Source organism: Nostoc foliaceum FACHB-393 (assembly GCF_014698505.1).
Classification (GTDB): domain Bacteria; phylum Cyanobacteriota; class Cyanobacteriia; order Cyanobacteriales; family Nostocaceae; genus Nostoc; species Nostoc foliaceum_A.
Map to the genome: position 1 here is coordinate 218,365 of NZ_JACJTD010000001.1, position 25,862 is coordinate 244,226.

Annotated in this window: 27 protein-coding genes; 13 read left to right on the plus strand and 14 right to left on the minus strand. The window is 41.5% G+C overall.

The window, feature by feature from the left end; genetic code table 11:
* Positions 1-185: 185 nt before the first annotated feature.
* Positions 186-935 (plus strand): SGNH/GDSL hydrolase family protein, encoded by a 750-nt coding sequence (locus H6G92_RS00915; RefSeq protein WP_190889813.1) that lies wholly within the window; start codon positions 186-188, stop codon positions 933-935.
* Positions 936-1,030: 95 nt separating this feature from the next.
* On the opposite strand, the gene H6G92_RS00920 is transcribed toward H6G92_RS00915, so the two are convergent.
* On the minus strand, positions 1,031-1,606 hold the full coding sequence (locus H6G92_RS00920) for a Yip1 family protein (RefSeq protein ID WP_190889815.1): 576 nt from the start codon (positions 1,604-1,606) through the stop codon (positions 1,031-1,033).
* 115 nt (positions 1,607-1,721) lie between these two features.
* On the opposite strand from H6G92_RS00920, the gene H6G92_RS00925 reads away from it, so the two are divergent.
* The 4 genes from H6G92_RS00925 to H6G92_RS00940 all read left to right on the plus strand — a co-directional run bounded on the left by H6G92_RS00925 (position 1,722) and on the right by H6G92_RS00940 (position 4,756).
* Positions 1,722-2,741, plus strand: a complete 1,020-nt coding sequence (locus H6G92_RS00925; protein ID WP_190889817.1) for a hypothetical protein — start codon at positions 1,722-1,724, stop codon at positions 2,739-2,741.
* A gap of 136 nt (positions 2,742-2,877) precedes the next feature.
* On the plus strand, positions 2,878-3,552 hold the full coding sequence (locus H6G92_RS00930; RefSeq protein ID WP_190889819.1) for a HupE/UreJ family protein: 675 nt from the start codon (positions 2,878-2,880) through the stop codon (positions 3,550-3,552).
* A 173-nt stretch (positions 3,553-3,725) separates the two neighbouring features.
* Positions 3,726-4,289, plus strand: a complete 564-nt coding sequence (locus H6G92_RS00935; RefSeq protein WP_190889821.1) for a hypothetical protein — start codon at positions 3,726-3,728, stop codon at positions 4,287-4,289.
* A gap of 80 nt (positions 4,290-4,369) precedes the next feature.
* Entirely contained in the window at positions 4,370-4,756 is a 387-nt protein-coding gene (locus H6G92_RS00940; RefSeq protein ID WP_190889823.1) for a DUF2358 domain-containing protein, read from the plus strand.
* Positions 4,757-4,945: 189 nt separating this feature from the next.
* On the opposite strand, the gene H6G92_RS00945 is transcribed toward H6G92_RS00940, so the two are convergent.
* Positions 4,946-5,194, minus strand: coding sequence for a hypothetical protein (locus H6G92_RS00945; RefSeq protein WP_190889826.1), 249 nt, complete (start codon positions 5,192-5,194; stop codon positions 4,946-4,948).
* 150 nt (positions 5,195-5,344) lie between these two features.
* Here H6G92_RS00945 and H6G92_RS00950 point away from each other — a divergent pair, with 150 nt between their 5' ends.
* Both H6G92_RS00950 and H6G92_RS00955 read left to right on the plus strand, forming a co-directional pair.
* The gene (locus H6G92_RS00950) at positions 5,345-5,740 is read left to right on the plus strand and encodes a hypothetical protein (protein ID WP_190889828.1); all 396 of its coding nucleotides are present in this window, start codon (positions 5,345-5,347) and stop codon (positions 5,738-5,740) included.
* A gap of 342 nt (positions 5,741-6,082) precedes the next feature.
* Positions 6,083-6,835 carry a hypothetical protein gene (locus tag H6G92_RS00955; protein WP_190889830.1) on the plus strand — a complete coding sequence of 251 codons (753 nt, stop codon included), beginning with the start codon at positions 6,083-6,085 and terminating at the stop codon, positions 6,833-6,835.
* A gap of 376 nt (positions 6,836-7,211) precedes the next feature.
* On the opposite strand, the gene H6G92_RS00960 is transcribed toward H6G92_RS00955, so the two are convergent.
* The 7 genes from H6G92_RS00960 to H6G92_RS00990 form a co-directional block, all read right to left on the minus strand.
* The gene (locus tag H6G92_RS00960) at positions 7,212-8,486 is read right to left on the minus strand and encodes a ribulose bisphosphate carboxylase small subunit (protein ID WP_190889832.1); all 1,275 of its coding nucleotides are present in this window, start codon (positions 8,484-8,486) and stop codon (positions 7,212-7,214) included.
* 90 nt (positions 8,487-8,576) lie between these two features.
* The gene (locus H6G92_RS00965) at positions 8,577-8,957 is read right to left on the minus strand and encodes a type II toxin-antitoxin system VapC family toxin (protein ID WP_190889834.1); all 381 of its coding nucleotides are present in this window, start codon (positions 8,955-8,957) and stop codon (positions 8,577-8,579) included.
* On the minus strand, positions 8,954-9,181 hold the full coding sequence (locus H6G92_RS00970; protein WP_190889835.1) for a type II toxin-antitoxin system Phd/YefM family antitoxin: 228 nt from the start codon (positions 9,179-9,181) through the stop codon (positions 8,954-8,956). Before H6G92_RS00970 ends, H6G92_RS00965 begins: the two co-directional genes overlap by 4 nt.
* 60 nt (positions 9,182-9,241) lie before the next feature.
* Positions 9,242-9,856 carry a GDSL-type esterase/lipase family protein gene (locus tag H6G92_RS00975; RefSeq protein ID WP_190889836.1) on the minus strand — a complete coding sequence of 205 codons (615 nt, stop codon included), beginning with the start codon at positions 9,854-9,856 and terminating at the stop codon, positions 9,242-9,244.
* A gap of 142 nt (positions 9,857-9,998) precedes the next feature.
* Positions 9,999-10,328, minus strand: a complete 330-nt coding sequence (locus H6G92_RS00980; RefSeq protein WP_190889837.1) for a ribulose bisphosphate carboxylase small subunit — start codon at positions 10,326-10,328, stop codon at positions 9,999-10,001.
* A gap of 45 nt (positions 10,329-10,373) precedes the next feature.
* The gene (gene rcbX / locus H6G92_RS00985) at positions 10,374-10,781 is read right to left on the minus strand and encodes a RuBisCO chaperone RbcX (protein WP_190889838.1); all 408 of its coding nucleotides are present in this window, start codon (positions 10,779-10,781) and stop codon (positions 10,374-10,376) included.
* Between the two features lie 132 nt (positions 10,782-10,913).
* Positions 10,914-12,344 (minus strand): form I ribulose bisphosphate carboxylase large subunit, encoded by a 1,431-nt coding sequence (locus tag H6G92_RS00990; RefSeq protein WP_163930558.1) that lies wholly within the window; start codon positions 12,342-12,344, stop codon positions 10,914-10,916.
* An 841-nt stretch (positions 12,345-13,185) separates the two neighbouring features.
* On the opposite strand from H6G92_RS00990, the gene H6G92_RS00995 reads away from it, so the two are divergent.
* From H6G92_RS00995 to H6G92_RS01020, 6 genes are all read left to right on the plus strand, one after another.
* Positions 13,186-14,262 (plus strand): ligand-binding sensor domain-containing protein, encoded by a 1,077-nt coding sequence (locus tag H6G92_RS00995; protein ID WP_190889839.1) that lies wholly within the window; start codon positions 13,186-13,188, stop codon positions 14,260-14,262.
* 129 nt (positions 14,263-14,391) lie between these two features.
* Positions 14,392-15,162, plus strand: coding sequence for a 3-methyl-2-oxobutanoate hydroxymethyltransferase (panB, locus tag H6G92_RS01000; RefSeq protein WP_190889840.1), 771 nt, complete (start codon positions 14,392-14,394; stop codon positions 15,160-15,162).
* Between the two features lie 64 nt (positions 15,163-15,226).
* A complete protein-coding gene (locus H6G92_RS01005) occupies positions 15,227-15,922 on the plus strand; it encodes a Uma2 family endonuclease (protein WP_190889841.1) in 696 nt (231 codons plus the stop codon).
* A gap of 228 nt (positions 15,923-16,150) precedes the next feature.
* Complete coding sequence (trmFO, locus tag H6G92_RS01010; RefSeq protein WP_190889843.1) at positions 16,151-17,464, plus strand: FADH(2)-oxidizing methylenetetrahydrofolate--tRNA-(uracil(54)-C(5))-methyltransferase TrmFO; 1,314 nt, start codon at positions 16,151-16,153, stop codon at positions 17,462-17,464.
* 131 nt (positions 17,465-17,595) lie between these two features.
* Complete coding sequence (locus H6G92_RS01015) at positions 17,596-17,997, plus strand: fasciclin domain-containing protein (protein ID WP_190889844.1); 402 nt, start codon at positions 17,596-17,598, stop codon at positions 17,995-17,997.
* A 202-nt stretch (positions 17,998-18,199) separates the two neighbouring features.
* Positions 18,200-18,535 carry a hypothetical protein gene (locus tag H6G92_RS01020; protein WP_190889845.1) on the plus strand — a complete coding sequence of 112 codons (336 nt, stop codon included), beginning with the start codon at positions 18,200-18,202 and terminating at the stop codon, positions 18,533-18,535.
* A gap of 269 nt (positions 18,536-18,804) precedes the next feature.
* Here H6G92_RS01020 and H6G92_RS01025 read toward each other — a convergent pair whose 3' ends face one another.
* The 5 genes from H6G92_RS01025 to H6G92_RS01045 form a co-directional block, all read right to left on the minus strand.
* Entirely contained in the window at positions 18,805-20,160 is a 1,356-nt protein-coding gene (locus tag H6G92_RS01025; RefSeq protein WP_190889846.1) for a UDP-N-acetylmuramoyl-tripeptide--D-alanyl-D-alanine ligase, read from the minus strand.
* Positions 20,161-20,370: 210 nt separating this feature from the next.
* Positions 20,371-20,817 carry a tellurite resistance TerB family protein gene (locus H6G92_RS01030; protein WP_190889847.1) on the minus strand — a complete coding sequence of 149 codons (447 nt, stop codon included), beginning with the start codon at positions 20,815-20,817 and terminating at the stop codon, positions 20,371-20,373.
* A gap of 177 nt (positions 20,818-20,994) precedes the next feature.
* Positions 20,995-21,132: a hypothetical protein gene (locus tag H6G92_RS01035; protein ID WP_190889848.1), complete on the minus strand. Its 138-nt coding sequence runs from the start codon at positions 21,130-21,132 to the stop codon at positions 20,995-20,997.
* A 538-nt stretch (positions 21,133-21,670) separates the two neighbouring features.
* The gene (locus H6G92_RS01040) at positions 21,671-22,615 is read right to left on the minus strand and encodes a histone deacetylase family protein (RefSeq protein ID WP_190889849.1); all 945 of its coding nucleotides are present in this window, start codon (positions 22,613-22,615) and stop codon (positions 21,671-21,673) included.
* A gap of 67 nt (positions 22,616-22,682) precedes the next feature.
* Positions 22,683-25,319 (minus strand): EAL domain-containing protein, encoded by a 2,637-nt coding sequence (locus H6G92_RS01045; RefSeq protein WP_190889850.1) that lies wholly within the window; start codon positions 25,317-25,319, stop codon positions 22,683-22,685.
* Positions 25,320-25,862: the final 543 nt, after the last annotated feature.

Below are 25,862 nucleotides of genomic sequence, written 5' to 3' on the forward strand. Positions count from 1 at the left end.
TTAATAGAGTTCAGTTAAGACAAGCTTTAGCTTAGGTAAAGCTTTTGCTTTATTTAACGTATACAAATTTATAAAAATCAGAACTATTTTCTGAAAAAGTCTGTCCAACAATAAGTTATGGTGCAAAAGTTTCAGGGATGATGATAAACACAAATATAGTATATGTATGTTTATTTCTCTTTTTGATGATTGTTTTGTTTCGGCTCATAGAAAAGCCGGTTGAGGCAAATTCTTTTCAAGTAACTCAACAGCAGGCAATCAGAGTTTTATTTATTGGCAACAGCTATATCTATGTCAATGATCTTCCTTGGTTGACACAACAGTTGGCTGAGTCGGCAAAAGAAACTAGAACGCTCGAAACTGAAATGGTTGTGGTTGGTGGAGCTACCCTCAAAAGCCACTGGAGAAGTGGTAAAGCACTCAGGCTATTAAAAACGAAACGATGGGATTACGTAGTACTCCAAGAGCAAAGTACTTTACCCATTACCAATCCCAAGGAAATGTACAAGTACGCCAGTCTGTTTGATGCCGAAATTAAGCGAGTGAATTCCCAAACAGTATTCTATTTGACTTGGGCAAAGCAAAATCAACCAGAAACGCAACAGATATTGACCGATTCATACATGACAATTGCTAAAGAACTAAAAGCCAAAGTTGCACCTGTTGGAATAGCTTGGCAAAAAGTTCAGGAAGCGAATCCGAAATTGAACCTTTATAGTTCGGATCAAAGCCACCCTAGTCCTATTGGTTCTTACGTAGCAGCCTCTGTATTTTATACAATTTTTTACGAAGGAAGCCCGGTAGGGTTGAGTCGTCGTATATACAGTAGCCAATTTAGTACGCCACAAGAGGGCAACAGACTTGAATTGGAAAGTTTAAGTGAAACAGATGCCCAAATAATTCAAAATTTGGTTGAGTACATTGTCAGAAATTAGTCATCTAAATTTAGGTCTTCCAGATACAACTTTCTTCGCTCAGGAAATTACTTTCTAAGAGTTAATGGCGAAGCCAAAAGGATGTAGGATACCTCTCAGCTTGTCCATCTTACCAATTGTTGCTCCAAAACTTGTACAAAACCGATCGCAATTTGAATTAAGGGCCAGCCTACTAAACAAATAAATGTTGCTCGTCGAGTAGTAATATCTAACCCTTGGCGTACTGCGACAATTACCGCCAATAAACTCCACAACGCCAATATAAGCTCAATTGGTCGTCCTAGTAAGGGAATGAGAGTTAAAAAATTCAGTATTTGCGGTGCATAAGCAAAGCCTATCGGAATAAGTAAGTCACCGTAAGTAGGATCGATGGGTTTGAGCCATTGCCCAATCTTAAAAATTGTGAATGTCCAAAAATAGTATCCTGCAACAATAGCGATCGCATCAATCAAAAGACCCGTCAAAAGTACAAAAACCGTAGCTCGATTTATTAATAAAATTATGCCACTACCTATGGCATGAGAAATAGCAGCCAGAATGACAATACTTAGAGCTAATCTCTGGTTTCGCTGTGTATTGCGAGCATTTTCATAGAAGTCGCCATTCAAAGCTAGAGCATACCGAAGTGTATGACACAAACCTTGCCTTGATTTTTTATTATTACTACTCATTTTTTCTAACTAATGAGGGTTGACAAATTACAAAAAACATAATTTGATAAATTTTATAAAATAAGCAATTAAAAATCAAAACTTAAAGTTTAACTATATAAAACAATAATCTCAAATGCGTAGAATTGGCGGACAAATACTGCTATGGTTGCAAAGTGGAACATTAAGACTGTTGGTATTAGCAGGGATAATACTTCTTGCCTGGGGAACTTTTGCCCCTGTGGGAACATTGGTATGGTGGTTGAGTCAAAGTTCTGAAAGCTTGGGGATTAAAAAAGATCCAACGAAAAAGTTACCCAGAGATAACCGTTCGCTGGAAGTTGAGAAATCGAAAAATATTGATTGCTATATAGTTTTTTTACCAGGAGTAGGAGATTTTTCCGCCAACCAATTAACTCCAGGTGAAGAAATTTTTTTAAATAAATTAGAGCAAATTCATCGTAATTGTGTAACAGTGCGGGATGTTTTTCCTTACTCCGCTGCTAACGAAAGTTTAGGAGGGCAACGGTTATTAGCACCTCTGTGGAGTGCAGCTGAAAAAGCAGATGGTTTGTTCTCTAATACAGATGTTTTAATTAAAATCCGTAATCTCTGGCGGTTTGCTATTTCTGCCGATGACCGTTATGGACAGATTTATAACTTGGGAATTGCGAATGCGATCATTGATCGCATGAATGCCGTATACCCTTTATCCAAACGTCCTAAACAAGGGCTGAAAGTGATTTTAGTTGGAACCAGTGGCGGAGTGCAAGTCGCTCTTGGTGCGGTTTCTGATCTCGAACAGTGGCTAAATGCTCAATTAATTGTTGTTTCAATAGGTGGTGATTTTGATGGCGAAACAGGCTTTGATAAAGTTGACCATGTGTACCAACTTGTAGGTAGTCGAGACTGGATTGAAGATATTAGCCAGATTGTATTTGCTTCACGCTGGCCAATTACAGTAGGTTCACCTTTCAATCAAGCTCGTCTTCAAGGTCGTTATACAGTTATGAAAACAGGCCCTCATGCTCATAGTGGATCTCAAGGTTATTTTGGTACAACAACAATCGGGCAAAGCCAAACAACTTATGTAGAATTAACACTCGAAAAAGTCAATAAACTGCCAATTTGGTCTAATCGAAATCAACGGCAATAGTCTTGACGGTACAATAGCGATCGCCACAAACGGCCAAACTGCATAAAACTCACCAAATATCAATCTTTAACCACGTTAGTTTTTTGGGATAGATGGGTAGTATAAATTACCGAAAAAACTAATTTGGCAGATAGTAATGTTCAAAACTCAATTATCACAATCCCAGGCTTGGGGAGAACTTCCGACCTTAAATTTAATGCATCGCCATATTGGAGCGATCGCAGTTCTAATTTTAATTAGCTTACTGAGTTCATTGAGTGGAACACCAGATCGTCATACCATCTCTAACTGCTGGGAAGGTTTACTCTGGGGACTGGCAGATCCAGTAATTGGCTTGGATTGTTTAATTGGGATTATTGCTATTGGTTTACTCTCATCTGTGTTTGTTCGTGGCGCTGCGATCGCTGGATCTTTTGTCTTAGCAGCAATCTTGGGGATTGTAATTCATTTATTGCAGCTAAATTTACCAGGCACAGAAATAGCCATCGCAATTTCTACCATCGTTTTTGGTACTATGCTGATGATGCCAAATCAACCAAACTTTATAGTACTTGCTCTAGTGGGTGTCAGTGCTGGTTTATTTCAGGGTTACGCTGATGCTGAATCTATTATTGGGGCAGGAATGATGCCACTAATTGCCTATATACTAGGCATAACTTTAACTCTGTTTGCGGTTGTCATGAGTGCTAGAGAGATTGGTGGTGCAATTGGTATGGGAGAAATAAACCGAATTTTACCCTCTAAAATTAGTATTGCTGGCTTCGCTTTCTGTGCGATCGGCATCGTGTTTTTGAGAAATTCGATCATTTAAATCATATATTTCAATATTGCCATTCAGTGGAATACATTCATTTGTGGGGGCGTACACTTAACTGTACGCCCCCACTACGTCTTCAGACTGAAAGTTGCAACCAACTCAACGTTCTAGTGAATAAGCTGATGCACCTCTGCGCTAATCTAGAGGCTATATCTAAACAAAAGGTTATGACACCTGAAGAAATTGCAGCTACTCTAACAGAATTGTTTGGCACATCGGCTGTTGGTGCAATCGCTCCTGGATCGTGGCAAGTAGACACCTCTACTTTTCGGCTATTGGTGCTGCTTTCCGAAGATAAGACTTGGCTGCGAGTTTTACTACCTATTGTGCCCGTAGAAGAAGGGCAAGCATTTTTAGAACAGTTCCTAGAAGCTAACTTTGATGACACTCAGGAAGTACGTTACGCTTTGTATGAAGGGGTAATTTGGGGAGTTTTTCAACACAACAGTGACACTTTAGTGGGTGCGGATTTGTCCAATGCAATTAACCGACTTGTATCTCTCTATGATGCTAGATTAAATAATGTTTTTAATCGACTAATTGAAAGTCGCATTCGGCAAATTATTCAGGCAGCAAAACAGCAAGGGCAATCTCTGCAAGCTACTATGCAAAGCTTAGAACGCTTTTACGCAGAAGGATTAATGGGTGAAATAAATCAAACTACAGAGGCGCGAGAAGAAGTTTTAGCTGCTTGGCGACATCAGTTAGAACGTTTATGGAATGAGGGTTGATTACATACAATTTTAATCGGGATTTATATCCGCGCCAGATTGACATAATTAAAGTAGTTTACAAATATATCTATATAATCATGGATATCATTGAAATCCTCAAAGAAGACTATCAAAGATTCCCAGTAAATCAAACTTACAGTATTTACGCCCCAGACGTTTATTTTCAAGACCCGCTGAATAAATTTCGTGGCGTTAAACGTTACAAAGAAATGATTAATTTTATCCAAACTTGGTTTTTAGATCCCAAGATGGACTTACATAATATTCAACGTTTAGGAGACACAATAAAAACTGAGTGGACACTCAGTTGGAATACTCCTCTCCCCTGGAAGCCACGAATTTCTATTCCTGGTTGGAGTGAATTAGGTATTAACTCTGATGGTTTGATTGTCTCCCATGTCGATTATTGGAATTGTTCACGCTTAGATGTGGTGAAGCAACATCTATTTGCTGCAAAAATGTAAACAATTAAAGCTTGCTCTAATTCTCTGCTTACAGCCTTCTTCATCTATTTGAACCACAATTTTTTGTAGGGGCACGGCAGTGCCGTGCCCCTACGGGTGTACTGAAAGTGTACCTCGCACATGGACTGCTAAGGACAAGCCCGGAAGCGGATCATCTTTGGCTTTGCGCTACGCATCTACGCACTTCCATCAGAAGCCATTATGATGAATATCGCAATATTCATCACCAACATCACGACATTCATCACCAACATCACGACATTCATCACCAACATCGCGACATTCATCACCAACATCACGACATTCATCACCAACATCACGACATTCATCACCAACATCGCGACATTCATCACCAACATCACGACATTCATCACCAACATCACGACATTCATCACCAACATCACGACATTCATCACTAACGTTAAAGCAATCGTCCAAAAAACCAGGTGCAATATCTGAATTAAGAGAAATTACCCAGATTTTTGTATTAGTTTTTTAAGAAATAAAATTATTCACGAATTTTACTGAACCAGAAAACAGCTTTACTAAGTCAAACTAGCTCTATAACCCTGGCTAACAAATATATCTATGTCACGTCCAAAACGTACATCCCGTGTTATGGAAAAAGCGGAATTGAGATCCGCTGGACTGAAAGCGATTGATTTAAATATGGATTTTGGTGATAATTGCAATTTACAAAACCTGACTAAATCAATTGAAGACTTACGCACTATGCTAGATGCTTATAACATTGCTTTAGCTATGATTGACTCTTCCAAGACCAAAATTGATGAAATGGAAAAAACCTTGAACAATCTTACAGATAAGATGGTGATGGGCGTTGCTTTTAAGTATGGCAAAAACAGCAGCGAATATGAGATGGCAGGTGGTATTCGTGATAGCGAACGTATCCGCAAAAGCAGATTAAGCCGCCTAAAAGCTAGTGTCGGAGAAGTAACAGTTGAAAATTCTAAAACTGTCTAGAACAGCACGGAAAGAGGCAGAAAGTAGAGGCTAAGAAAGCTTTTAGCACAGGATATGGAGAATGAGCAAACGCTACTTGTTCATTAAAACCATTTATTGTTGACTACTGCAATCGCAATTTATTCTATGTACAAATATTCTTTTATAAGGAATATTTATGTACAGCTAATATCATGCAATTTAATGCATATCATACTATGTATTTTGTAGTATAGTCTCATTTTTCGTGGTGTTGAGAATGCTACAAGATGAGAATTTAAACAATTTTGCTTGTCTAAATTCTCATGAGAGTTTATAGTAATACGGTGTTTTTCCCTTACAATTTCTCGGCAGTTTTATACCATGAATTCTTCTCACAAATGGCAGAAATATTTGTCAGCTTTCTCTTTATCTGTAGTATTAGTAGCTGATTTAGCAATCACACAAAAAGCTCCTCCAGCTTTTGCCCAAACTGTAAATTCATCTATTGGTAATGCTGTAACATTCAGTTGCAATGATAGTGAAGCAACAATCAAAGCTAAAAATGGGGCCAAAGTAAGTAGTGGAACTACAAGCATTTACATTGGTTATCAGCAAGTCTCATCTAATAACAAAAACCCTGTGACAATCCGTTTCAATAACGGTATCAAATCTTGGTGTCGTAGTGATTACGAAACAACAAATGACGATGGTACAGGTTATGGATTGTATTGGAATGGGGGCGATGTTTTATATGGCGTTTACTCATCCACTGGTAGTCAGATTGGTAATGATTTCCGCCGCTTTGCAACTGGGCGTTGGTTGTCTAGCTATGGTAGCGGAGGCGGGCCAAGAGTTGCGGTTATAGCCCGGATTAATCCAGCTAATGGACAGGTTAACTATGCCACATTTTTAACTGCTAAAAAGGCGGATAATGGACAAACTAACTCTTTAGTTGTCAACAAGTTATCATGGAATGGCACAAATTTAATTGTGCAGGCAAAGTCATGGTGGACTCCCCGTCGCGCTAATACAAATTCCATGAGTTGCTCTGGTTCATCACCTTATCAATACACAGCAGTATTCACTAGCGATTTAACAAAGGTGAACTCGGCTTCAGCCCTTACCTGTAGTTAAAAGGTAAGTATTCAGCTATCAAACCGCAACGCGAGAGTCCATTAGTCATTAGTCTTTGAGATACTACACCCACCCTTCTTTACGAGAGGCTGCGCTAACGGTAAGCTCAGAGGATGTTTGAAAAGTCCTCTTATCGGTATCAAATAGTTTTAGATCCCCCTAAATCCCCCTTTTTAAGGGGGACTTTGATTCTGGTTCCCCCCTTTTTAAGGGAGGTTAGGGGGGATCTAAAAGTGCTTAAAGTCACAGCGAAACACTTTTCAAACAACCTCTCAGGACATCGCAAAGAACGCGGTCTGAATTAGTCCATAGTCATTAGTTTTTTGACCCACTTTCTTTTGCTAATGACTAATGACTAATGGCTAATGACTAATAACTAATTTTTCCCATGCGGACGATGAATAATTGTCTCCAAAACCCGCCGCTTGGCTTTTGGATCAATCCCTACCAAGCGGATATACTCACCGCTATATTCTGCCAAAGTTGCTTCCAAGTTTGATATTGCATCAGACTCTGCATCAATATGGCTATGAACACAACTTTGCCAAGAACCTGTGCGGAAACGGCGCTCATCTACGTGTTCAATGCTAATTTTGTAACCTTGAGATAATAATTGCCGAATCTGTTCTTGTGTCTCTAGGGTCAAATGTGGACTTGATACTTCCTGTTTCTGGAATCCATTAGTTTTTACTTCTTGAGTTGCGCCATTGCTTGACGGCTGATTAATTGGGGTTACAGCAGCAGGTTGTGCAGATTGAGAATTTCTACCTCGATTGAGTCGGTTGTAATCGTCAACCAAATGGGAATTTTCGACTCGTTTTTGTTCACCAACGAGGAAGTTACCAGACTCGATTAAGTGAGACAGTCTGAAATCTGGCTTTTTAAATTCTGGTGGCCCTTTAACGCTATTAACGATATTCAAGGATACTTGCTCGAAACCTACTTGATGGATGTAGTTACGGATTTGTTCGTCATAAATGCGCGATCGCAAAGCGCTAAAAAAGTCAATTGACTGGTTGACAAATTTATCAACTAGCTGTTCAACTTCCTTTTGTGACAGTCCATCAGGTTCAAAAATCCCTTTGACAATTCCCACTTTGTCGTCTCGATTTGGTTCCCAGTAGAATTTCTCCATCCGTCCATCCCGAATTAACGGTGCATAGAGAGTGGAAAAATCATTACCTGTAACAATAATTGGCACACGATGTAAAGGAGTGGAATCATAGCTTCCAGGCAACTGTACATCTGTGGGATTATCAGCAATATTCATCAGTGTGGCATTCACCAACTGTGTATTTACAGTATATTGAGTGCCTTCATCAAAGCGTCCAGCCCCTGCATCTAAATCATTAATCATCAGTACACACATTTTGCCGCGTACTTTGATCAGTTCTGCTGTTTCCCGATAGCGCAGCCGAATCAACCGCGCTGGATCTCCTGCATCTGGACTTTCTAATTCGCCGCCAGATATGTGAGTCACTTCGATACCCATTTTCTCGAAGACCAATTGACATTGAAATGTTTTGCCTTCTCCTTTGCGTCCGTGAATACCCAAAATCACGGGAACTCGCACGCCAGGAAGCTTTAGAAAGTTTTTAGTGATGTGGACAGCCAGTTTGTCCAGAAAGCGGGGAGCGATGTAGTAACCCATAAAATTATTTTGCCTAGCACTGCTTAAAGTAATGTTAAGTTTTTTTGGTGATGACTGTTTATTTATCTTTTGGTAGAAAAGCAACACTACCTACCATAAACGTCTTATTGGATATAGATCAAAAATTTTATCAGCACTCAGTATAGGTATATTTTCTGCGAGTGCTTGTGCAATTAAAATTCGGTCAAATGGATCGCGATGATGTAAAGGTAGTGTGGCAACAACACTAATATGATTTATGGTGATTGGCAGTAGTTCAATACCATTCCTAATTATTTGCTGTTCAATAAACTCGTCAAAAGCCAAATCAAAGTTAAGTTTACCAATGCTGTGCTTGATTGCCATTTCCCAAACACTAGCAATACTCAGTAGATTTTCATTATTTTCAATTTGCGATCGCATACTAACGCTGATTCTTGGATCACCCATCACAAACCAAATAAAAATATGAGTGTCCAGTAGCTGCCTCATTCCATATATTCCTTAAAATCTTCTAATGGTTCATCAAAGTCATCAGATATTGTCACAAGTCCCTTGGCGCTACCATACTTAGGATGGTGTTTAAGTGGCGGCACAGGAGTTAACTTCACCAAAGGTTGATTATCTTTGATAATAATAATTTCCTCACCACTGAGTGCTGCTTCAATCAAGTCGGGTAAATTTTTAGATGCTTCAGCTAGAGTAATTTGCTGCATAGTTACCACCTTTGGATATAAAAATCAGGTGCTACCACTATCCTAACTTTGAATACTCGATTAAGTCAGAGGAAACCAATTTAACCAAGCGTCCCAATTTTCCACGATTTGGGCAAATTCTGCATAACCGCCTGCTCCTGGATGAACACCATCATTAGCTCTTGCTTGATTAATCCAGATGTTTGATTTTTCTAATATCGGAAAAACGTCTAAATAAGGTACATTTAATTCTTTACAAATTGAAGCATATTGTTTAGATAAATTAGTAATTCTCTGCTTTCTTCCTGGATCTTCTCGTTCTGCATATGGTGGTAGTCCAATCATCAAAATAGGATACATCGATTTGGCTTTAATTAAAATTTCACGGGCATTTCTGATAGAATCTACCAAATCTACGCGAGTTTTACCATTTTCTACTGTTGTGTCATTCAATCCAAAAGAAAACACAACTCTGCCATCATATTCTTTGGGCAAACGAAGCGATACTTCTTGTAACCAACGCTTTGCTATATCAGTACTCGTATCACGCCTAATCCCTAAATTATAGTAAGTAATGTCATAACCTTTTTTATTAGCATTAGCACATACTCTCCCTGTCCAACCAAGACATTCTGAGTCGCCAGTGCCGTTAACGAAGGAGTCACCAACAAAACAAATTCGTACTTCTTGTAGCATTATTACTCTCTTAAAAAACGTAGAGGCACATAGAGAATAACTCCACGCCCCTCTGTGTTTCAAAAAAAATCTAATAAATAGGAGAGGCAGATAATTCTACCTCTCCTATAGGGATAAACTAACTATTTAAAGCTTGCTAGCTTTAGTATCTGTTGGGTTTGTGAACCAAAAAGCTGAGAACTTGGCACTGCTTGATATTGTCAAAACCTACAACACGAATATAGCTACTGTTAAATTGAGAACGGCATCCTTGAACTTCGCTCAATACTTCTTGAGTAGATTTAGCGCCGAACAAAGGCAGCTTCCACATTGTCCAATATAATTCTGTTGGCTCAGAAGTTTCGTTGAACTCGATCGCTGGAATGTAACCTTGGTTCAAAATGTATTGGATCTGCTTGGCAATTTGAGCGTCAGACAGAGGTGGCAGATAAGAAAGGGTTTCGTAACGACGCTCTTTTGGTAAAGTTTGCATAGCTTTTGATAATGGGTTGCGATTTTGACTACTAGGTTGACCGAACTAATTAGATAAGTTATCCAAATTCGGATCTGAAGTTGCTTGCTGTTCTGGTTGCAGACTGGGGTTAGATGTGTCTATTCGTGTGATGCGTTCTAGATGCTGGCGACGCTGTTCCATATTGGCTTGCTGAATGCCAGTGCGAACCATTTCCGGTAAAAATTCTGTAATTTCTTCCGCAATGTGTTCCCTAACAGTCATGATTCGCAAAGCCAAATCTGGTTTTTCTTGCAACAGTTGCTCAATGTATGACTCACCATTTTGAATTTTGCCAGACGAAAAGTTATGCAGCCAAAGTTCTAATGGAGGATTCGTTTCGCCTAGCTGCGCCAATACTGTCCTTAGAGCCTGATAAGTCAGATAGCTTTGGAGAGTTTTGGCTGTGTCCTTCGCAATTTGCTTAAGATTCATGCTTGACCCCAGCCCTGAAGAGTTATGAGTTATGAGTTATGAGTTATGAATTAATGCAAATCCTAACTCTTGTACAGACGCGATTCATCGCGTCTCTACTTCTAACTCTTAACTCTTAACTGTTAACTCAGATCAGACGGTATCCATTGCTTCAAACTCGAACTTGATTTCTTTCCACAGTTCGCAAGCAACAGCTAGTTCAGGAGACCACTTGGCAGCTTCGCGGATGATATCGTTACCTTCACGAGCCAAGTTGCGGCCTTCGTTACGAGCTTGAACAACGGCTTCCAAGGCAACGCGGTTAGCGGTTGCACCAGGAGCGTTACCCCAAGGGTGACCCAGAGTACCACCACCGAATTGTAGTACGGAGTCATCACCAAAGATTTCTACCAGCGCGGGCATGTGCCATACGTGGATACCACCAGAAGCAACTGCCATTACACCAGGTAGAGAAGCCCAGTCTTGGGTAAAGTAAATACCACGAGACTTGTCTTGCTCAATGTAGTTTTCACGCAATAGGTCAACGAAGCCCATTGTGATGCCGCGCTCACCTTCTAACTTACCAACTACGGTACCAGTGTGGATGTGGTCACCACCGGATAAACGTAGGGCTTTAGCCAATACACGGAAGTGGATACCGTGGTTCTTTTGACGGTCAATTACAGCGTGCATAGCACGGTGAATGTGCAGCAAGATACCGTTATCACGGCACCAACGAGCCAATGTGGTGTTGGCGGTGAAACCTGCGGTTAGGTAGTCATGCATGATGATGGGCATTTTGAGTTCTTTAGCGTACTCAGCCCGTTGCAGCATTTGTTCGCAAGTAGGAGCGGTGACGTTTAGGTAGTGACCTTTAATTTCACCGGTTTCTGCTTGAGCTTTGTTGATAGCTTCAGCTACGAACAAGAAGCGATCGCGCCATCTTTGGAATGGTGCGGAGTTGATGTTTTCATCGTCTTTGGTGAAGTCCAAACCACCGCGTAAGCACTCGTATACAGCGCGTCCGTAGTTCTTAGCGGAAAGACCCAATTTGGGCTTAATGGTACAACCCAGCAAAGGACGACCGTATTTGTTTAACTTATCGCGCTCAACTTGGATACCGTGAGGAGGTCCTTGGAAGGTCTTAATGTAAGCTACAGGAAAGCGAATGTCTTCTAGACGCAGTGCCCGCAGAGCTTTGAAACCAAATACGTTACCTACAATTGAGGTCAATACGTTGGTTACAGAACCTTCTTCAAACAAGTCCAAAGGATAGGCAACGTAGCAAATGTACTGGTTGTCTTCACCGGGAACTGGTTCGATGTCATAGCAACGACCTTTGTAGCGATCAAGGTCGGTGAGCAAGTCTGTCCACACAGTTGTCCAAGTACCTGTGGAAGACTCAGCCGCTACAGCCGCACCTGCTTCTTCGGGAGGAACACCAGGCTGGGGTGTCATGCGGAACGCAGCTAGAAGATCGGTATCTTTTGGTGTGTAATCGGGTGTGTAATAAGTTAGTCTGTAATCTTTAACCCCGGCTTGATACCCAGACTTGCTCTGAGTCTTCGTTTGAGCGTAAGACATATTTTATCCTTCCCTGAAATCACTCTTGTTAATTATCAAATCACGTTTTGTGCAACTTCCCCTCACCCGATTTTTCTCCCCTTCATCGGGGAGGAGATCAGGAAAAATTTTTGTTAGGGGTTGTTTTTGGCAAAGGGTAGCAGTTCTTTTGCGGCGGACACTTTGGTAGCGGTGGTAGCCCTCCTCACCAGTGTTATCCCCTTCTAGGGGTACACGACCTAGCGCTTCTACTGTTTCCTCTTCCTACGAATCAAAATTCTTTTTTACCTCTTCTTCGCACCCAACTAAACTTCTCAATTTCACCAATAACTTCCGCTTTTTGCGGTTAGCATTTAGATAATTCCCCTACAAATCGGGGTATTCAGGGGATTGGGCTGGATGGCACACATTCCCGCCTCTACACTCCCTATATCTTCTCCGTTGTTGGAAAAGATACCAGAAAAGAATTTACTTGACAGAGATTTAGCAGAGTCGTGAGCGTAAAGATAAAAAATTGCACACCACGTAATTTGTAACTTATTCCACAATATATCAATAATTCGATAAGTTATTCTTTGAAAGTTTTTAACTTATATATTTAATTTTGTTATTACACAAAGATTTAAACATTTTGTTACAAAAGCTTTACAAGGTGTCATCAATAACTGTAAAGAAGCTTTTGGGGAGTGGGGGAAGCAGGGGAAGCAGGGGAAGAATTTCCAACTCTTGACTAATGACCAATGACTAATTTGAGAAAAATTCCAGATGACGTTTAAAAAAACCCAGCTAGGGGAACACTGAAATTAACCCAAAGCCAGTTTAGGTAACGGCTATAGGTAGTGTCTCCAAAGGAAATTTCACCGTGGTATTGTTTTGCAAGCGTACTAGTTTATTGATTACTTCCATCTTGCTGGGGTTGATAGCTTTGCCAAATATGGGATGGGCGCAAAAAACCCCTGACATTAATTCATCTGATCTAACCCCCGCTTACCCACCTTCTGCACCGCCACCGCGAGTAGAACCTTTACCCAATGAGCGGGGAGTGCAAGAAAATTCGCCAGAAACTGATTATCGGGTTGGTAACTTACTGGGAGATGTTACAGGCAATCTTTGGGTAGGTTCTTGGCGGGGATTATCGCGGATTGATCCTAAAACCGGCAAGATTATTTCCCGTGTTAGTTTACCGAATGTTGCCATTGGTGCTTTAGCTCAAGACAAAGTAGGACGTTTGTGGGTAGGAAGTTATGAAGGACTGTTCCGAGTAGACCCCCGCACTAGTGAAATCACCGCGCAGAATTTATTTTTGCCTTCTAAACGAGTGTTGTCACTGTTACTTGACAAACGGGGGTATTTGTGGACTGGAACCGATAGCGGTTTAGCCCTAATTAGTCCCGACGAAGGATTGATTATGACAACATTAAAAAATCTGCCTGGTGTCAGCGCCAACACCCTGACTTTAGATGCTGAAGGTCAACTGTGGGTTGGCACCCTTGATGGATTGGTGCGGGTAAATACTGCTAGTGCTGCGATTATGAAGCAAATAACCAATTTACCAGGGACGACTGTCCAAGCTTTAGCTATTAGTCCAGAAGGATTAATTTGGGCCGGAATGCCAAATAATTTGCTAGTTATTAACCCAAAAACTGGTGCAGTGTTGCGCTCTGTGACTCGTTTGCGTGGGCGTGATGTGACAGCGGTACGTTTTGCCAAAGATGGTAGTGTCTGGGTCGGGACTAACAATGGTTTGTTACGATTAAATCCAAATACAGGAGCTGTGTTAGATGCAGAAGTTGCTGGACTTCCTTCTAGTCGGGTTCTTGCCCTTGCACCTGACATTGGCAATAAATTATGGATTGGCACTAGTCAAGGTCTAGCTTGGTTAATGCCCAAAACGGACAGTGCAAAACCCCATATTGCTTTCAGTCGCGCTGTTAAATGATTAGTTAAGAGTTATGAGTTAGGAGTTAAAAATTTTTTAAATTCAAAACTCTTCACTCCTAACTTTTAACTTCTAACTCAGCACGGGCTAAAGGCCCCGCTACCGCTAACACTACTCAGCACTCAAAAAATGGCAATCACTACCCAGCAATTACTTCAATGGAAACAACAGGGACGTTCAATTGTGGCGTTGACCGCCTGGGATTATGCGATCGCTCAACTCCTCGATGCAGCTGGTGTAGACTTAATCCTCGTGGGTGACTCTATGGCAGTGGTTCTAGGGTATGAAACAACACTGCCAATAACTTTGGATGAGATAATATATCATGCCAAAGCTGTGCGCCGTGGGGTTAAACGTGCATTATTAGTTGTAGATTTACCATTTTTGACGTATCAAGAAAGTCTCCAGCAAGCAATGCATTCAGCTGGGCGAATACTGAAGGAAACGGGCGCTCAAGCGGTAAAATTGGAAGGTGGCTATCCAGCGATCGCAGAAACTATTGCTCGTTTGGTACAAGCTGGAATTCCGGTAATGGGTCATGTAGGTTTGACACCGCAATCAGTACATCAACTCGGTTTGCGACAACAAGGGAAAACCCAAGAAGCGAGTGAGAGGATTTTACAAGAAGCGATCGCTCTGGAACAAGCAGGTGTATTTTCTCTAGTTTTAGAGCATATACCCGCAGATTTAGCAATGCAGATTACACAAAAATTGAGTATTCCGACAATTGGTATCGGTGCAGGAACTCACTGCGATGGACAGGTTTTAGTTACCTCAGATGTAATCGGACTTGCCGAGAAGCATCCACCATTCGCCAAGGTTTACACAAACTTGCGGGAGACGATTACCAAAGCTGTGCAAGATTATGCGCTGGATGTGAGAGAAAGGAAGTTTCCATAATAGTAGAATCTGAGTTGAGTCAAAATTTCTATGACTACTAAACGCCATACTTGGAGGTGCAGCAATGGTACAACAAGTGACACCAGGAACCACCACCGAAGTCATCTACCCGGAAAGCGACGGACAGCCAATGGCGGATAATACAGAACAATTTGCATGGATTGTTAAAATTAAAGAAAATTTAGAAATCCTATTTGCATCGACAACTGATGTATTTATCGCCGGAGATTTGTTTTGGTATCCAGTGAAAGGAAATCCGAATATTAAACAAGCGCCGGATACAATGGTAGTCTTTGGCAGACCAAAAGGAAAACGGGGTTCCTATTTACAATGGGAAGAAGATAATATCTTCCCACAGGTAGTATTTGAAATTCTATCGCCAGGTAACACCCTCAAAGAAATGACCAAAAAATTGCAGTTTTACCAGCGTTACGGCGTGGAAGAATATTATATTTATGATCCGGCTAAGAACGATTTAAATGGCTTGCTCCGTTCTGGTGATAGTTTTGAAGTCATCGAAGAGATGAATGGCTGGGTAAGTCCGCGTTTGGGTATCTGTTTTACACTGACACCGGATACCCTGGAAATTGTTTCTCCCACTGGACAAAAGTTTTTGTCACCCGTAGAAATTGACCAGTTACGGGAACAGGAACGCCAAGCAAAGGAAGCGGCTTTAGAAGAATTAGAAAAAGAGCGCGATCGCTATCAAGAATTGTTAGCGAAACTTAGAGAAAAAGGAATTAATACAGATAATTTGTAATTGCGGCTAGACTTAATTCCTAAAAATTCAAAATCTTATCTGTTTTAACTGATGACTCAATACAATTTAGTAGTTATTTAAATCTTATGCTCTAGGCGCAGATAAAAAATTGAGTTTTTGTATTTGTGCACAAAAGTTTCAAGTCCAACTCAGTAATACTTTACTTGTTGATGCGTCCTAGCGCTGATGCTGATGGATACTTATGATATAGGAACTAAAAAATTAACTATGGAACAACAACCGATACAAGTAATTGGAGGTGGACTAGCTGGAACTGAAGCAGCGTGGCAAATAGCCCAAGCTGGAGTGCCGGTAATTCTGCATGAAATGCGTCCAAAACGCTTCAGCCCTGCTCATCATACAGAACATTTGGCAGAATTAGTATGTAGTAATTCCTTTGGGGCAATGGCAAGCGATCGCGCGGCTGGATTATTGCACGAAGAATTACGTCAACTGGGTTCTATCGTCATCTCGAAAGCTGATGAACACGCCGTTCCTGCGGGTGGGGCGCTAGCGGTAGATAGGGGGCAATTTGGCCAAGATTTGACTCAAACCTTAGCACATCATCCTTTAGTTGAATTCCGCCGGGGTGAAGTGTCTGCGATTCCCGAAGGAATTGTGGTTTTGGCAACTGGGCCTTTAACGAGTCCCGACTTAGCCGAAGATTTGCGCCGCTTTACTGGGATGGAATACCTCAGCTTTTTCGATGCGGCTAGTCCGATTATTGTGGGAGAATCGATTAACCGTGATATTGCCTTTATGGCATCACGTTATGACAAAGGTGAAGCCGCTTATCTCAACTGTCCAATGAATAAAGAGCAGTATTTGCGGTTTCGAGAAGAACTTTGTAAAGCTGAACAAACAGAACTCAAAGATTTTGAACGGGAAACGGCGAAATTTTTTGAAGCTTGCTTACCCATTGAAGAACTAGCACACCGAGGGGAAGATACCATGCGCTACGGCCCCCTAAAGCCAGTGGGATTGTCAGATACTCGCACAGGGGAACGTCCTTATGCTGTGGTGCAGTTGCGACAAGAAGACAAAGCCGGTCAACTGTGGAATATGGTAGGATTCCAAACTAACCTGCGCTGGGGTGAGCAAAAGCGAATATTTCAGTTAATTCCCAGTTTGGAAAAGGCGGAGTTTGTGCGGTTAGGAGTGATGCACCGCAATACTTTTATTAATGCTCCTCAGTTAATGCATCCTACTTTGCAATTTAAAGAGCGTCCGACATTGTTAGCTGCTGGACAGTTAATTGGTACTGAAGGCTATACCGCAGCGGCTGCGGGTGGCTGCTTGGCGGGAATTAATGCAGCGCGACTAGCTTTGGGTAAAGAAGCTTTGGTTTTACCAGCCACAACAATGATGGGTGCATTATTTGAATTTATTAGTTCCGCTTCGCCGAAGCATTTCCAACCAATGCCGCCCAACTTTGGGATTTTTCCCGAATTGGGTGCAAAAATCAAAAGTAAACAAGAGCGTTATGGACGTTACCGCGATCGCTCTTTAACCGATCTAGCAAGCTGGAAAGCTAATAATTAATGGGCATTGGGAATTGGCAAAGAATTTAACTTTTAATCTTTTGCCCCTATTCTCCCCCACTCCCTATTTAATAAAACTTCAAATAGGTTTATTATCCTTTAAATTCTTTTGCAAAAATTTAGGTAAGGTATATGGCTGATATTGTTGATATTGCTGTTACATCTGAGTCCTTCAAAACACTGGTAGCGGCTGTACAAGCTGCTGGTTTAGTAGAAACATTAAAAAGTCCTGGCCCGTTCACTGTCTTTGCACCAAATGACGATGCTTTTGCCAAGTTACCAGCGGGAACTATCCAGACTCTGTTACAGAATATTCCCCAGCTAACGCGAATTTTAAAATATCATGTCGTCCCAGGAAAGCTGCTACAGGCTGATTTGGCAGAACTCGGCACGGTTAATTCTGTGGAAGGTTCACCTATTAAAATTCATTCTTTAGATGGTTTTGAAGTTAAAAATGCCACAGTTTTAGCAGCAGATATCGAAGCTGATAATGGCGTGGTACACGTTATCGATACCGTGATTTTACCGGGTTAATTCAGCTAGGGTGGGTGTTTTCCACCCTACTTATCCAAAATCTTTATAATTAACTAACTATTGAGTAGTATCAAAACGCAACTTAATATTTTAATTTATGTTATGTTTGCAATGTGATTACTCACTCACCTGTTAATGTAAATTTAGTTATTTTAAAATAAATTAAGTTCTTAAAAAGCTAACATCTATCCCAACAAAATGAATGCTCGATTTTAACACCTTAGTAGAGTTCTCTCGTGGTAACTGCATAAGTATTTGTGCGTTTCTCGTACCAGCGAATTTGCTTGTCACAATTTTAACAATGGGTCTGGTAGCCTTGCGTCGGCCATCACATCAAGTGTGGCAATCTGCTGGAATTGCCAGCTTTTTCGCTTCTGTAATGATCCTGCATGTATATACTTGGTTCATGATTGGCGTGGTGATGGCTCCCACTTACATCTTGCTGTGGCTAGCAATTACGTGTTTGGTGACTAATTTGGGAGCAATTCTTTTTCAGAGACGTTACAGTAACAACGCTAGTATTTCCAGCAACGTCTGAAATATATACTTACTCTCCACGACATTAGGACGTTAAAAAAGACTTTGCGCTTTTCTGCCTATCGGGCGTCTATAGGTGATCTTTTCAGAACATCATCATTTGATGCCTCTCCATTCATGCTCAAGGATGGCATATAGCTGTCAAGAGTCTCGCCATTCTCCCCTAATCCAATGGTGTTGTCGCAAATACCCTTCCTGCTGCATTCCGATTTTTTGCAAAACTCGTTCTGAAGCAATGTTTTCTGGGTGACAAGTTGCAAAGAGGCGGATTCATTTGGGAAATTCTGCGCGTAACTGATTGACTACCCGATCTAGTCCCACAGAATGGGCGGCTTTGAATAATAAACGATCGCCTGCTTGCACAAATGTCTTCAACCTAGCCACTAACTCGGCATGAGTTGCAAAACACTCCGATGGCACACCCTCGGCACTAAGAGCGATCGCTTCGGCATCTTGTCCATCTACCAAAACCAACAAGCCGTCTAAATTCAACTTTTTCACTGTTTCTCCCACTCGCTGGTGCAATTGCTGCGATCGCTCTCCCAATTCTTTCATTGCACCCAATACTGCAATCTTCCGCTTTCCGGGTGTGTCTGCCAATAATTGCAACGCGGCGATCATAGCTTCTGGTGCAGCATTATAAGTTTCATCTAAAATTACCACATCGTTGGCTAAGGTAAATCGCTGCGATCGTCCTGTGGGCATATCCACCATCACACCTGCTTTGAGGCTTGCCCAATCAATTCCCAACACCTTTGCTACCGCTAAAGCCGCCAAGAAATTAGTCGCATTGTGACGGCCAGGCAACGGCAGAGGCAGTTGGATTCCTGCAACTTCCACAGTCTCGTTATCAATTAATTGCCCTTGGATATCTCCACCAGAAAAGCCGTAAGTTAAAACTTCTCCCTGCCAAACTTTTGCCGCTGTGGCTATTAATAGAGGATTATCGTGGTTGAGAATTGCCACACTATCAGCAGCCATTTCAGCTAACAATTCACATTTTGCCTGAGCGATCGCTTCTTCAGAACCCAGTAACTCAATATGTGCCGTCCCCACATTGGTAATCACTCCAATTGTTGGACGCGCTATTTGCGTCAGTTCGGCAATTTGTCCCCTACCCCGCATCGCCATTTCAATCACGGCGTAGTCATCTTCTGCGCCAAGTTCTAGGAGAGTTTTTGGGACACCGATTTCGTTGTTGTAATTTCCATAAGTTTTGTGAACTCGTCCCTTTGTTGCCAAAACTGCCGCAATTAATTCTTTGGTTGTAGTTTTACCCACGGAACCTGTTACACCAATTACAGGAATGTTAAAGCGATCGCGCCACCATCTACCAATTTTCTGATATGCCTGGAGGGTGTCTTTTACCTGCAATACCGGAAAACCGGGATTTTCGTATTCAAAATCTACAATGGCAGCTAAAGCACCCTTTGCGATCGCAGTTGCCACAAATTCATGTCCATCAAACTTCTCACCTCGCAAAGCTAAAAATACTTCACCCGGTTTTAGGGAACGGCTATCTGTTTGGATACCGCTACTGACTTGTATTAAAGCAGTTTCAGATAAGTTTATCGGACTGGCCAAAAGAACTTCAACCAGTTGGGTTAGGGTGGCAGAACAACGCATAAGTTATTTTCAATTTAAAGTTCAAAATTATAAAATCGAATTATGACACAAGACTGCATTGAACAACAAGATTTGCGACTTCTTGAAAAAGGCACGAATCTAAGCCTAGTCACAATAACACCAAAAATAGTGCCAAAGAAGTTTAACTCCTTTGGCACGCTTTGTTTATAAGCTATTTATATAGTTTAATTAAGCATATATTTTATCGCCCTATCCCCGGTTTTTAATTAAGATTACTTGCACAATTTGTATTGCTATCTCACTAGAAACACCTAAAGCTTGATATAAATCATTTAAGAAGTTTTTTTCTTCTTCAGCTACGATACCTTCAGCTAAGACTAAATCAGTCGCTACTGCAAAGGCCGCTTCTCGCAAGTCTTGAGATAAAGAATCTTTGGCTGCATTAAATAAACTATTAAAACCATCTCCTTGGAGAAGACCTAAAATTTTCTCAAACAGCCTGTTCATCATCTCATGGGGATAACTTTTAAAAAGTTTCATCCGAGACAGCACAGAAGTGATAGAATTTGCTTGCTCAACAGAAAGGTAACCGTCTGACGCTGTTGCCATCAAAATAATGACAGCGAAAGCTTCCGCTGGATTGAGTGCTGTTTGGGTTTGGCTTTCTGTGCCCAACACAGCGTCGAATAGACCCATTGTAGTAACTCCTTGCTTAGGGTCTCAATAGCGCTACAGTTAGCTGTATGTTTGATGGATTTCCAGCTAAAGCTGCAACGCTGTGAGACTTTCATGCTTTAGTGTTCCCAAGATTTATTCACGGCGAACACTTGCACCCAATGGTTTTTGGCAAGAACTACACTGCCATTTATAAACTTAGCGTTCTCCTGCCTTTTCTATTGTTTCAATTACCGCCAAACCTATGCCAGAAGCTGCTATTAACAGTACTCCTGACAACAAATAGGCATTGGTCAGCATCCGTAAAGCTTCATCGAAAAAAATGTAGGTGGTCATTGCTTCACCTTTTGAAATTTGTGCTGCTAGTACTTTTTATTTCTCCACACACCGATAGGTGAATTTCGTTGAGAAACTGCTAGCAATTGCATCTTAACAAAACTTTAGCTCTTTCAGAACACTATTCAAACTTTTTATTTCTGAAGATTTGATGAATTTTAGAAAGCCTTTGTAAAAGAAATTACTTAGGTTGAGTTGAGAGCACAAGTTGTGTCACCCTAAATTTACGTAAAAATAGTTGTTAAATTAGTCAACTAACTCACAAAGAATCATGACATTAAATATGCATAAATTGCCTATTTTTACAGATTATGTTGTGAAATCCAAAGGAAATATACAATAAAATTCCCGGTTTCTGAGAGAAATCGGGAATCTGAGCTACAAATCAAATAGGATTACTTTGATCTCAGTGCATATACGAAAGTTAGCCAATTATTAATTCCGAGATTTTACCTAAAAAAAAAGAAAGTACCTAAATTGACATCCTCTCACCGCTACACCCGCAAGGGTTAGCGAAAGATTCCAACATAATCTTTGATTATGGCGAGAGCCTTGTCATTGAGTTAGGTAAACACTGTTCAATTGTCGCTACGACTGATTGAGAAAGAGAATCAAAGTCGTAACCACCTTCTAAGCCAAACAGAATTTTACGAGTTATCCCTAGACAATAATCAGTAAATAAAGCGTAGTCTTCTGGCTGCAAATTGATACTTGCCAAAGGATCTGCGGCATTGCCATCATAACCAGCACTCACAATCAGCAAATCCGCTTGAAAGTTGGCTAAAAACGGTACTACCTGTTTTTCAAATAGTGGCTGATATATTGCAATATCACTACCAGGGGGTACAGGTAAATTTAAGACATTATTATGAAAACCGCGTTCTGCCGATCTTCCAGTACCGGGATAGCAGGGATACTGATGTAGAGAACAGTAGGCGATGCGTGCTTCAGTTTCGACGATCGCCTGAGTACCATTACCGTGATGTACATCCCAATCGAGGATGGCAACGCGGTTAATTCCGGGTTGTTCGAGAGCAAATAATGCTGCGATCGCAGCATTAGAAAATAGGCAAAAGCCCATCCCAGCATCACTTTCTGCATGGTGTCCTGGGGGACGCGCTAGTACAAAAGCTGGATTAGCCGAATTTAACACAGCCTCAACTCCATCCAACCATGCACTGACTGCCAACAATGCCACATCATAACTACGCGGGGAAACTGGCGTATCTCCATCCAAAGGGCCGCCGCCACTAGAAGCGATTTGCCAAAGTTTTTTGATGTAGGCTGGGCTATGTGCTCTAACCAACATAGACATCAGCGATGGCTGTTCTGATGTTGGTGTGGGCGATCGCCAGGCAATTTTATCTGCGAATGTAGCTGCTTTTAGGGCAGTAGCGATCGCTATCAAACGTTCTGGTCTTTCGGGATGGTATTTTCCAGTCTTGTGATCTAAAAATTCGTCGGAATAGATGACTGGCAGCATAGGACGAAAAAGGGTGGCAGCAAGACGATGAATGCTATTGTATCGTTACTAGTACAAACAGTTCCTACTAGAGCATTGGTCGTTTACTTTCGAGGATTTCTGTTGCTTTCTGGGCAGAAAGCGGGCGATAGAATAGAAAGCCCTGTACATCCTCACAGTTAATAGATTTTAAAAACTCCAACTCCTCTTCCTTTTCTACCCCTTCGGCTGTCAACTTCAATCCCAAACTCTGTCCCAAAGTAACTATGGCCCTAATAATATGAGCTACTTTGACATCCAGGGTCAAATCTTGAATGAAAGATTTATCTATTTTTAGATTGTGGAGTGGCAAAAGCTGTAGGCGCGAGAGCGAGGAATGACCCGTACCAAAGTCATCAATGGAGATGTGAACACCCATCTGCTGGAGATTTTGTAACACGCTTCTGGTAAAGTACAAATCCTCAATCGCTGTGGTTTCGGTAATTTCTAATTCTAAAAAGCGCGGCTCTAGCCCCGTTTGTTCTAAAACTGTAGCTACAATCTCCACCAATTTAGGTTGGCGGAACTGTTTAAGAGAAAGATTAACAGCGATCGTCATGGGTGGCAATCCGGCATCTTGCCATGCTTTATTTTGGCTACAAGCCGTCCGCAGCGCCCATTCGCCGATGGGGATAATTAATCCACTTTCTTCGGCAAGGGGAATAAAAACACTGGGTGCGACCAATCCCATTTCTGGGTGCTGCCAACGCAACAAAGCCTCCATACCAGTAATTTCTCCTGTAGCAATGTTCACACGAGGCTGATAGTACACCTTAAATTCTTTGCGTTCTTGGGCATAGCGCAAGCTCTTTTCTAAAGTCAGGAGTTCAGGATTTTTGGCGCTCAGGGAAACACTGTAGAATTGGTAGTTATTCCGTCCTTTGTCCTTGGCGTAGTATAAAGCGGCATCTGCGTGCTGGATTAGCGTTTCGACATCAGGACTGTTGTTATCAAACAACGCAATACCAAGGCTAGCAGTCACATAAAGTTCATGCCCTTGGAGATGGAAAGCATCCTCTAAGGCTTGTAAGATTCTATCCGCCACCAGGGTTACCTCTTCAATATCATTCACTCGCGGGAGTAAGATAGTGAACTCATCACCTCCCCAACGGGCTACAGTATCTCCGCCTCTGAGTGAGTCTTTTAATCTTTGAGCAACGCTTTTTAACAATTGGTCTCCCAAGGTGTGCCCCAGAGTGTCATTAATGACTTTGAAGCGATCCAGATCGACGAAGATCACAGCTAAACTTTCACCATTCCGAGTAGCGTTGGGTAGAGTTTTACTGAGCAGTTCATTAAATAGTAAGCGATTGGGCAACCCTGTCAGCACGTCATGAAGAGCTTGGTAGCGAATCTTTTCTTCTACTTGCTGACGCTGCCGCGCACCAATGATACTGGCCGCCATCGTCAAAAGGGTAGATTCTTCGTGCTTTGACCAATGACGCTCAAAGGTGCAGTCTGCCAAGCCAAGGTAACCCCAGCACTCTTTCTCCAACCGGAGAGGTACCAGAAGAAGGGATTGAATGCCATCTCGAATCAAAAATTCTTGTTCAGCTATAGGAAATGTTTGGGTGATTCCGCTAATCGACTGGCCGCTAGAAAGAACAGTGTACCAACGAGCTAATCCAGAAGCTTGATAAGGCTGATTCTGCCAATGCTGGTGCGTAGGTTCAATAAAGGAGTGCGTCCATTCAAACCGTAAGCTGACTGCTATTTCCCCTGTAGCAGGATGGGGATGGTTCTGAAAGAGATAGGCGCGATCTGCTTTGGCTGCTTCACCCACTATAGCTAGAGCTCGATCAATACCAGTTTCGTAATTCATTTCCCCTAGCAAATAATTGGCAGCTTCTGCAACTGCTTGTAACAAGCGATCGCGCTGGCGCAGTTCGGCTGTGGCTTGTTTTTGCTCTGTAATATCCCTAATAATAAAAGTTCTAATTAAATCACTTTCCGGAAGGTAGAGAACGGATTGTTCAAAAACTTCTGTACCTACTTCTACCTCCCGCACAAAAGATTTTTTTTCTAGATTGTTAACTTCACTTAGGAGTCCTGTTAAAATCGGGTGTTTGGTTCCAACTTCCCTGAGTTTGGGAAACTTGAGAGCTGCGGCTGGATTGAGATAAGTGACTCTTCCCTCCAAATCCATCTCAATAATTGGATTGGGGATAAGTTCAGGGAAGGATGCGAGGCGAGCTAGGGCAGACTCACTCGCTGCTTCAAAGCTGGGATCGATAGCTAGGGTTTGAAAAGGATTGGCAGGGCTGGCTTGCTCTGATAGGAAACCAGATAAGTCTTCAACATCACAAGATTCTGAAAATGCTTGTTCTGAAATGTTGGAAATAGCATAATATTTAGCTTGAGCTTGATTACTGCCAAAGGCAATAACATCTCCATTTCTGAGATTATGGGAAAAGCATTTAGCGCCATTCACAAATAAGCCATTAGTACTTCCTTTTCCCTTGTAGTTGCCATCAATAATCTGAAAGCCATATTGGTCAGTCTCTGGAACAGTTACTCGGAATAAAATTGCATGTTGCATTGATACTGACCGGGAAGCCAAGACAATAGTGTTTGCAGGATGCCGTCCCAGAGAATAAGTAGTCTCTCGCAATGGGACAGTTCGCCGCCCTTGCAGGTCTTGAATGACCAAAAGATGGCGTATTTTTTCCCGCTCATTTCCTAGCATGGCTGTTCCTCAAATTCTCATATTTTTATGTCTTAGTCTGAAAAATAATACTCTCAGAACTGGAGCCTGAAAGTCTGAACTTATGGGAAAATTAGTTCAATCAAATTTATCACCATCTATGATTCCAAAAGAGATATGAAGGTGCAAACTAGCCCTTCTTTTCATGGTCAACTTTCTGGAATGAGATGGCTAATTGTTTAATCAGTTTTTGCGGTAGAAGGTCTAGCTGTTTCCTCCGCTCATACATCAGTTATAAACTTTGCTCCTTCGTCTATATCATCTAACCTAGCCTTTGCTTAGGATACCCAGAATGAAATCAAACACTGAACAGAACACATGGTATATTTGCGGATTTTTATTCCGAGTGGTGAGGAAACTCCGAATTATATAAATAACCGCCTGATTTTTATTTTTTAATCAGTCAAATAGTACTGTTTCACGGAATTTTGCGAAATAGATAAGAGCAAGGCAGGAATTAAAGTAATTGGGCGCATCCCACAGTAGAAAAAATATCTGAGTACGCCAGTTGCTTTAATGAAGCAG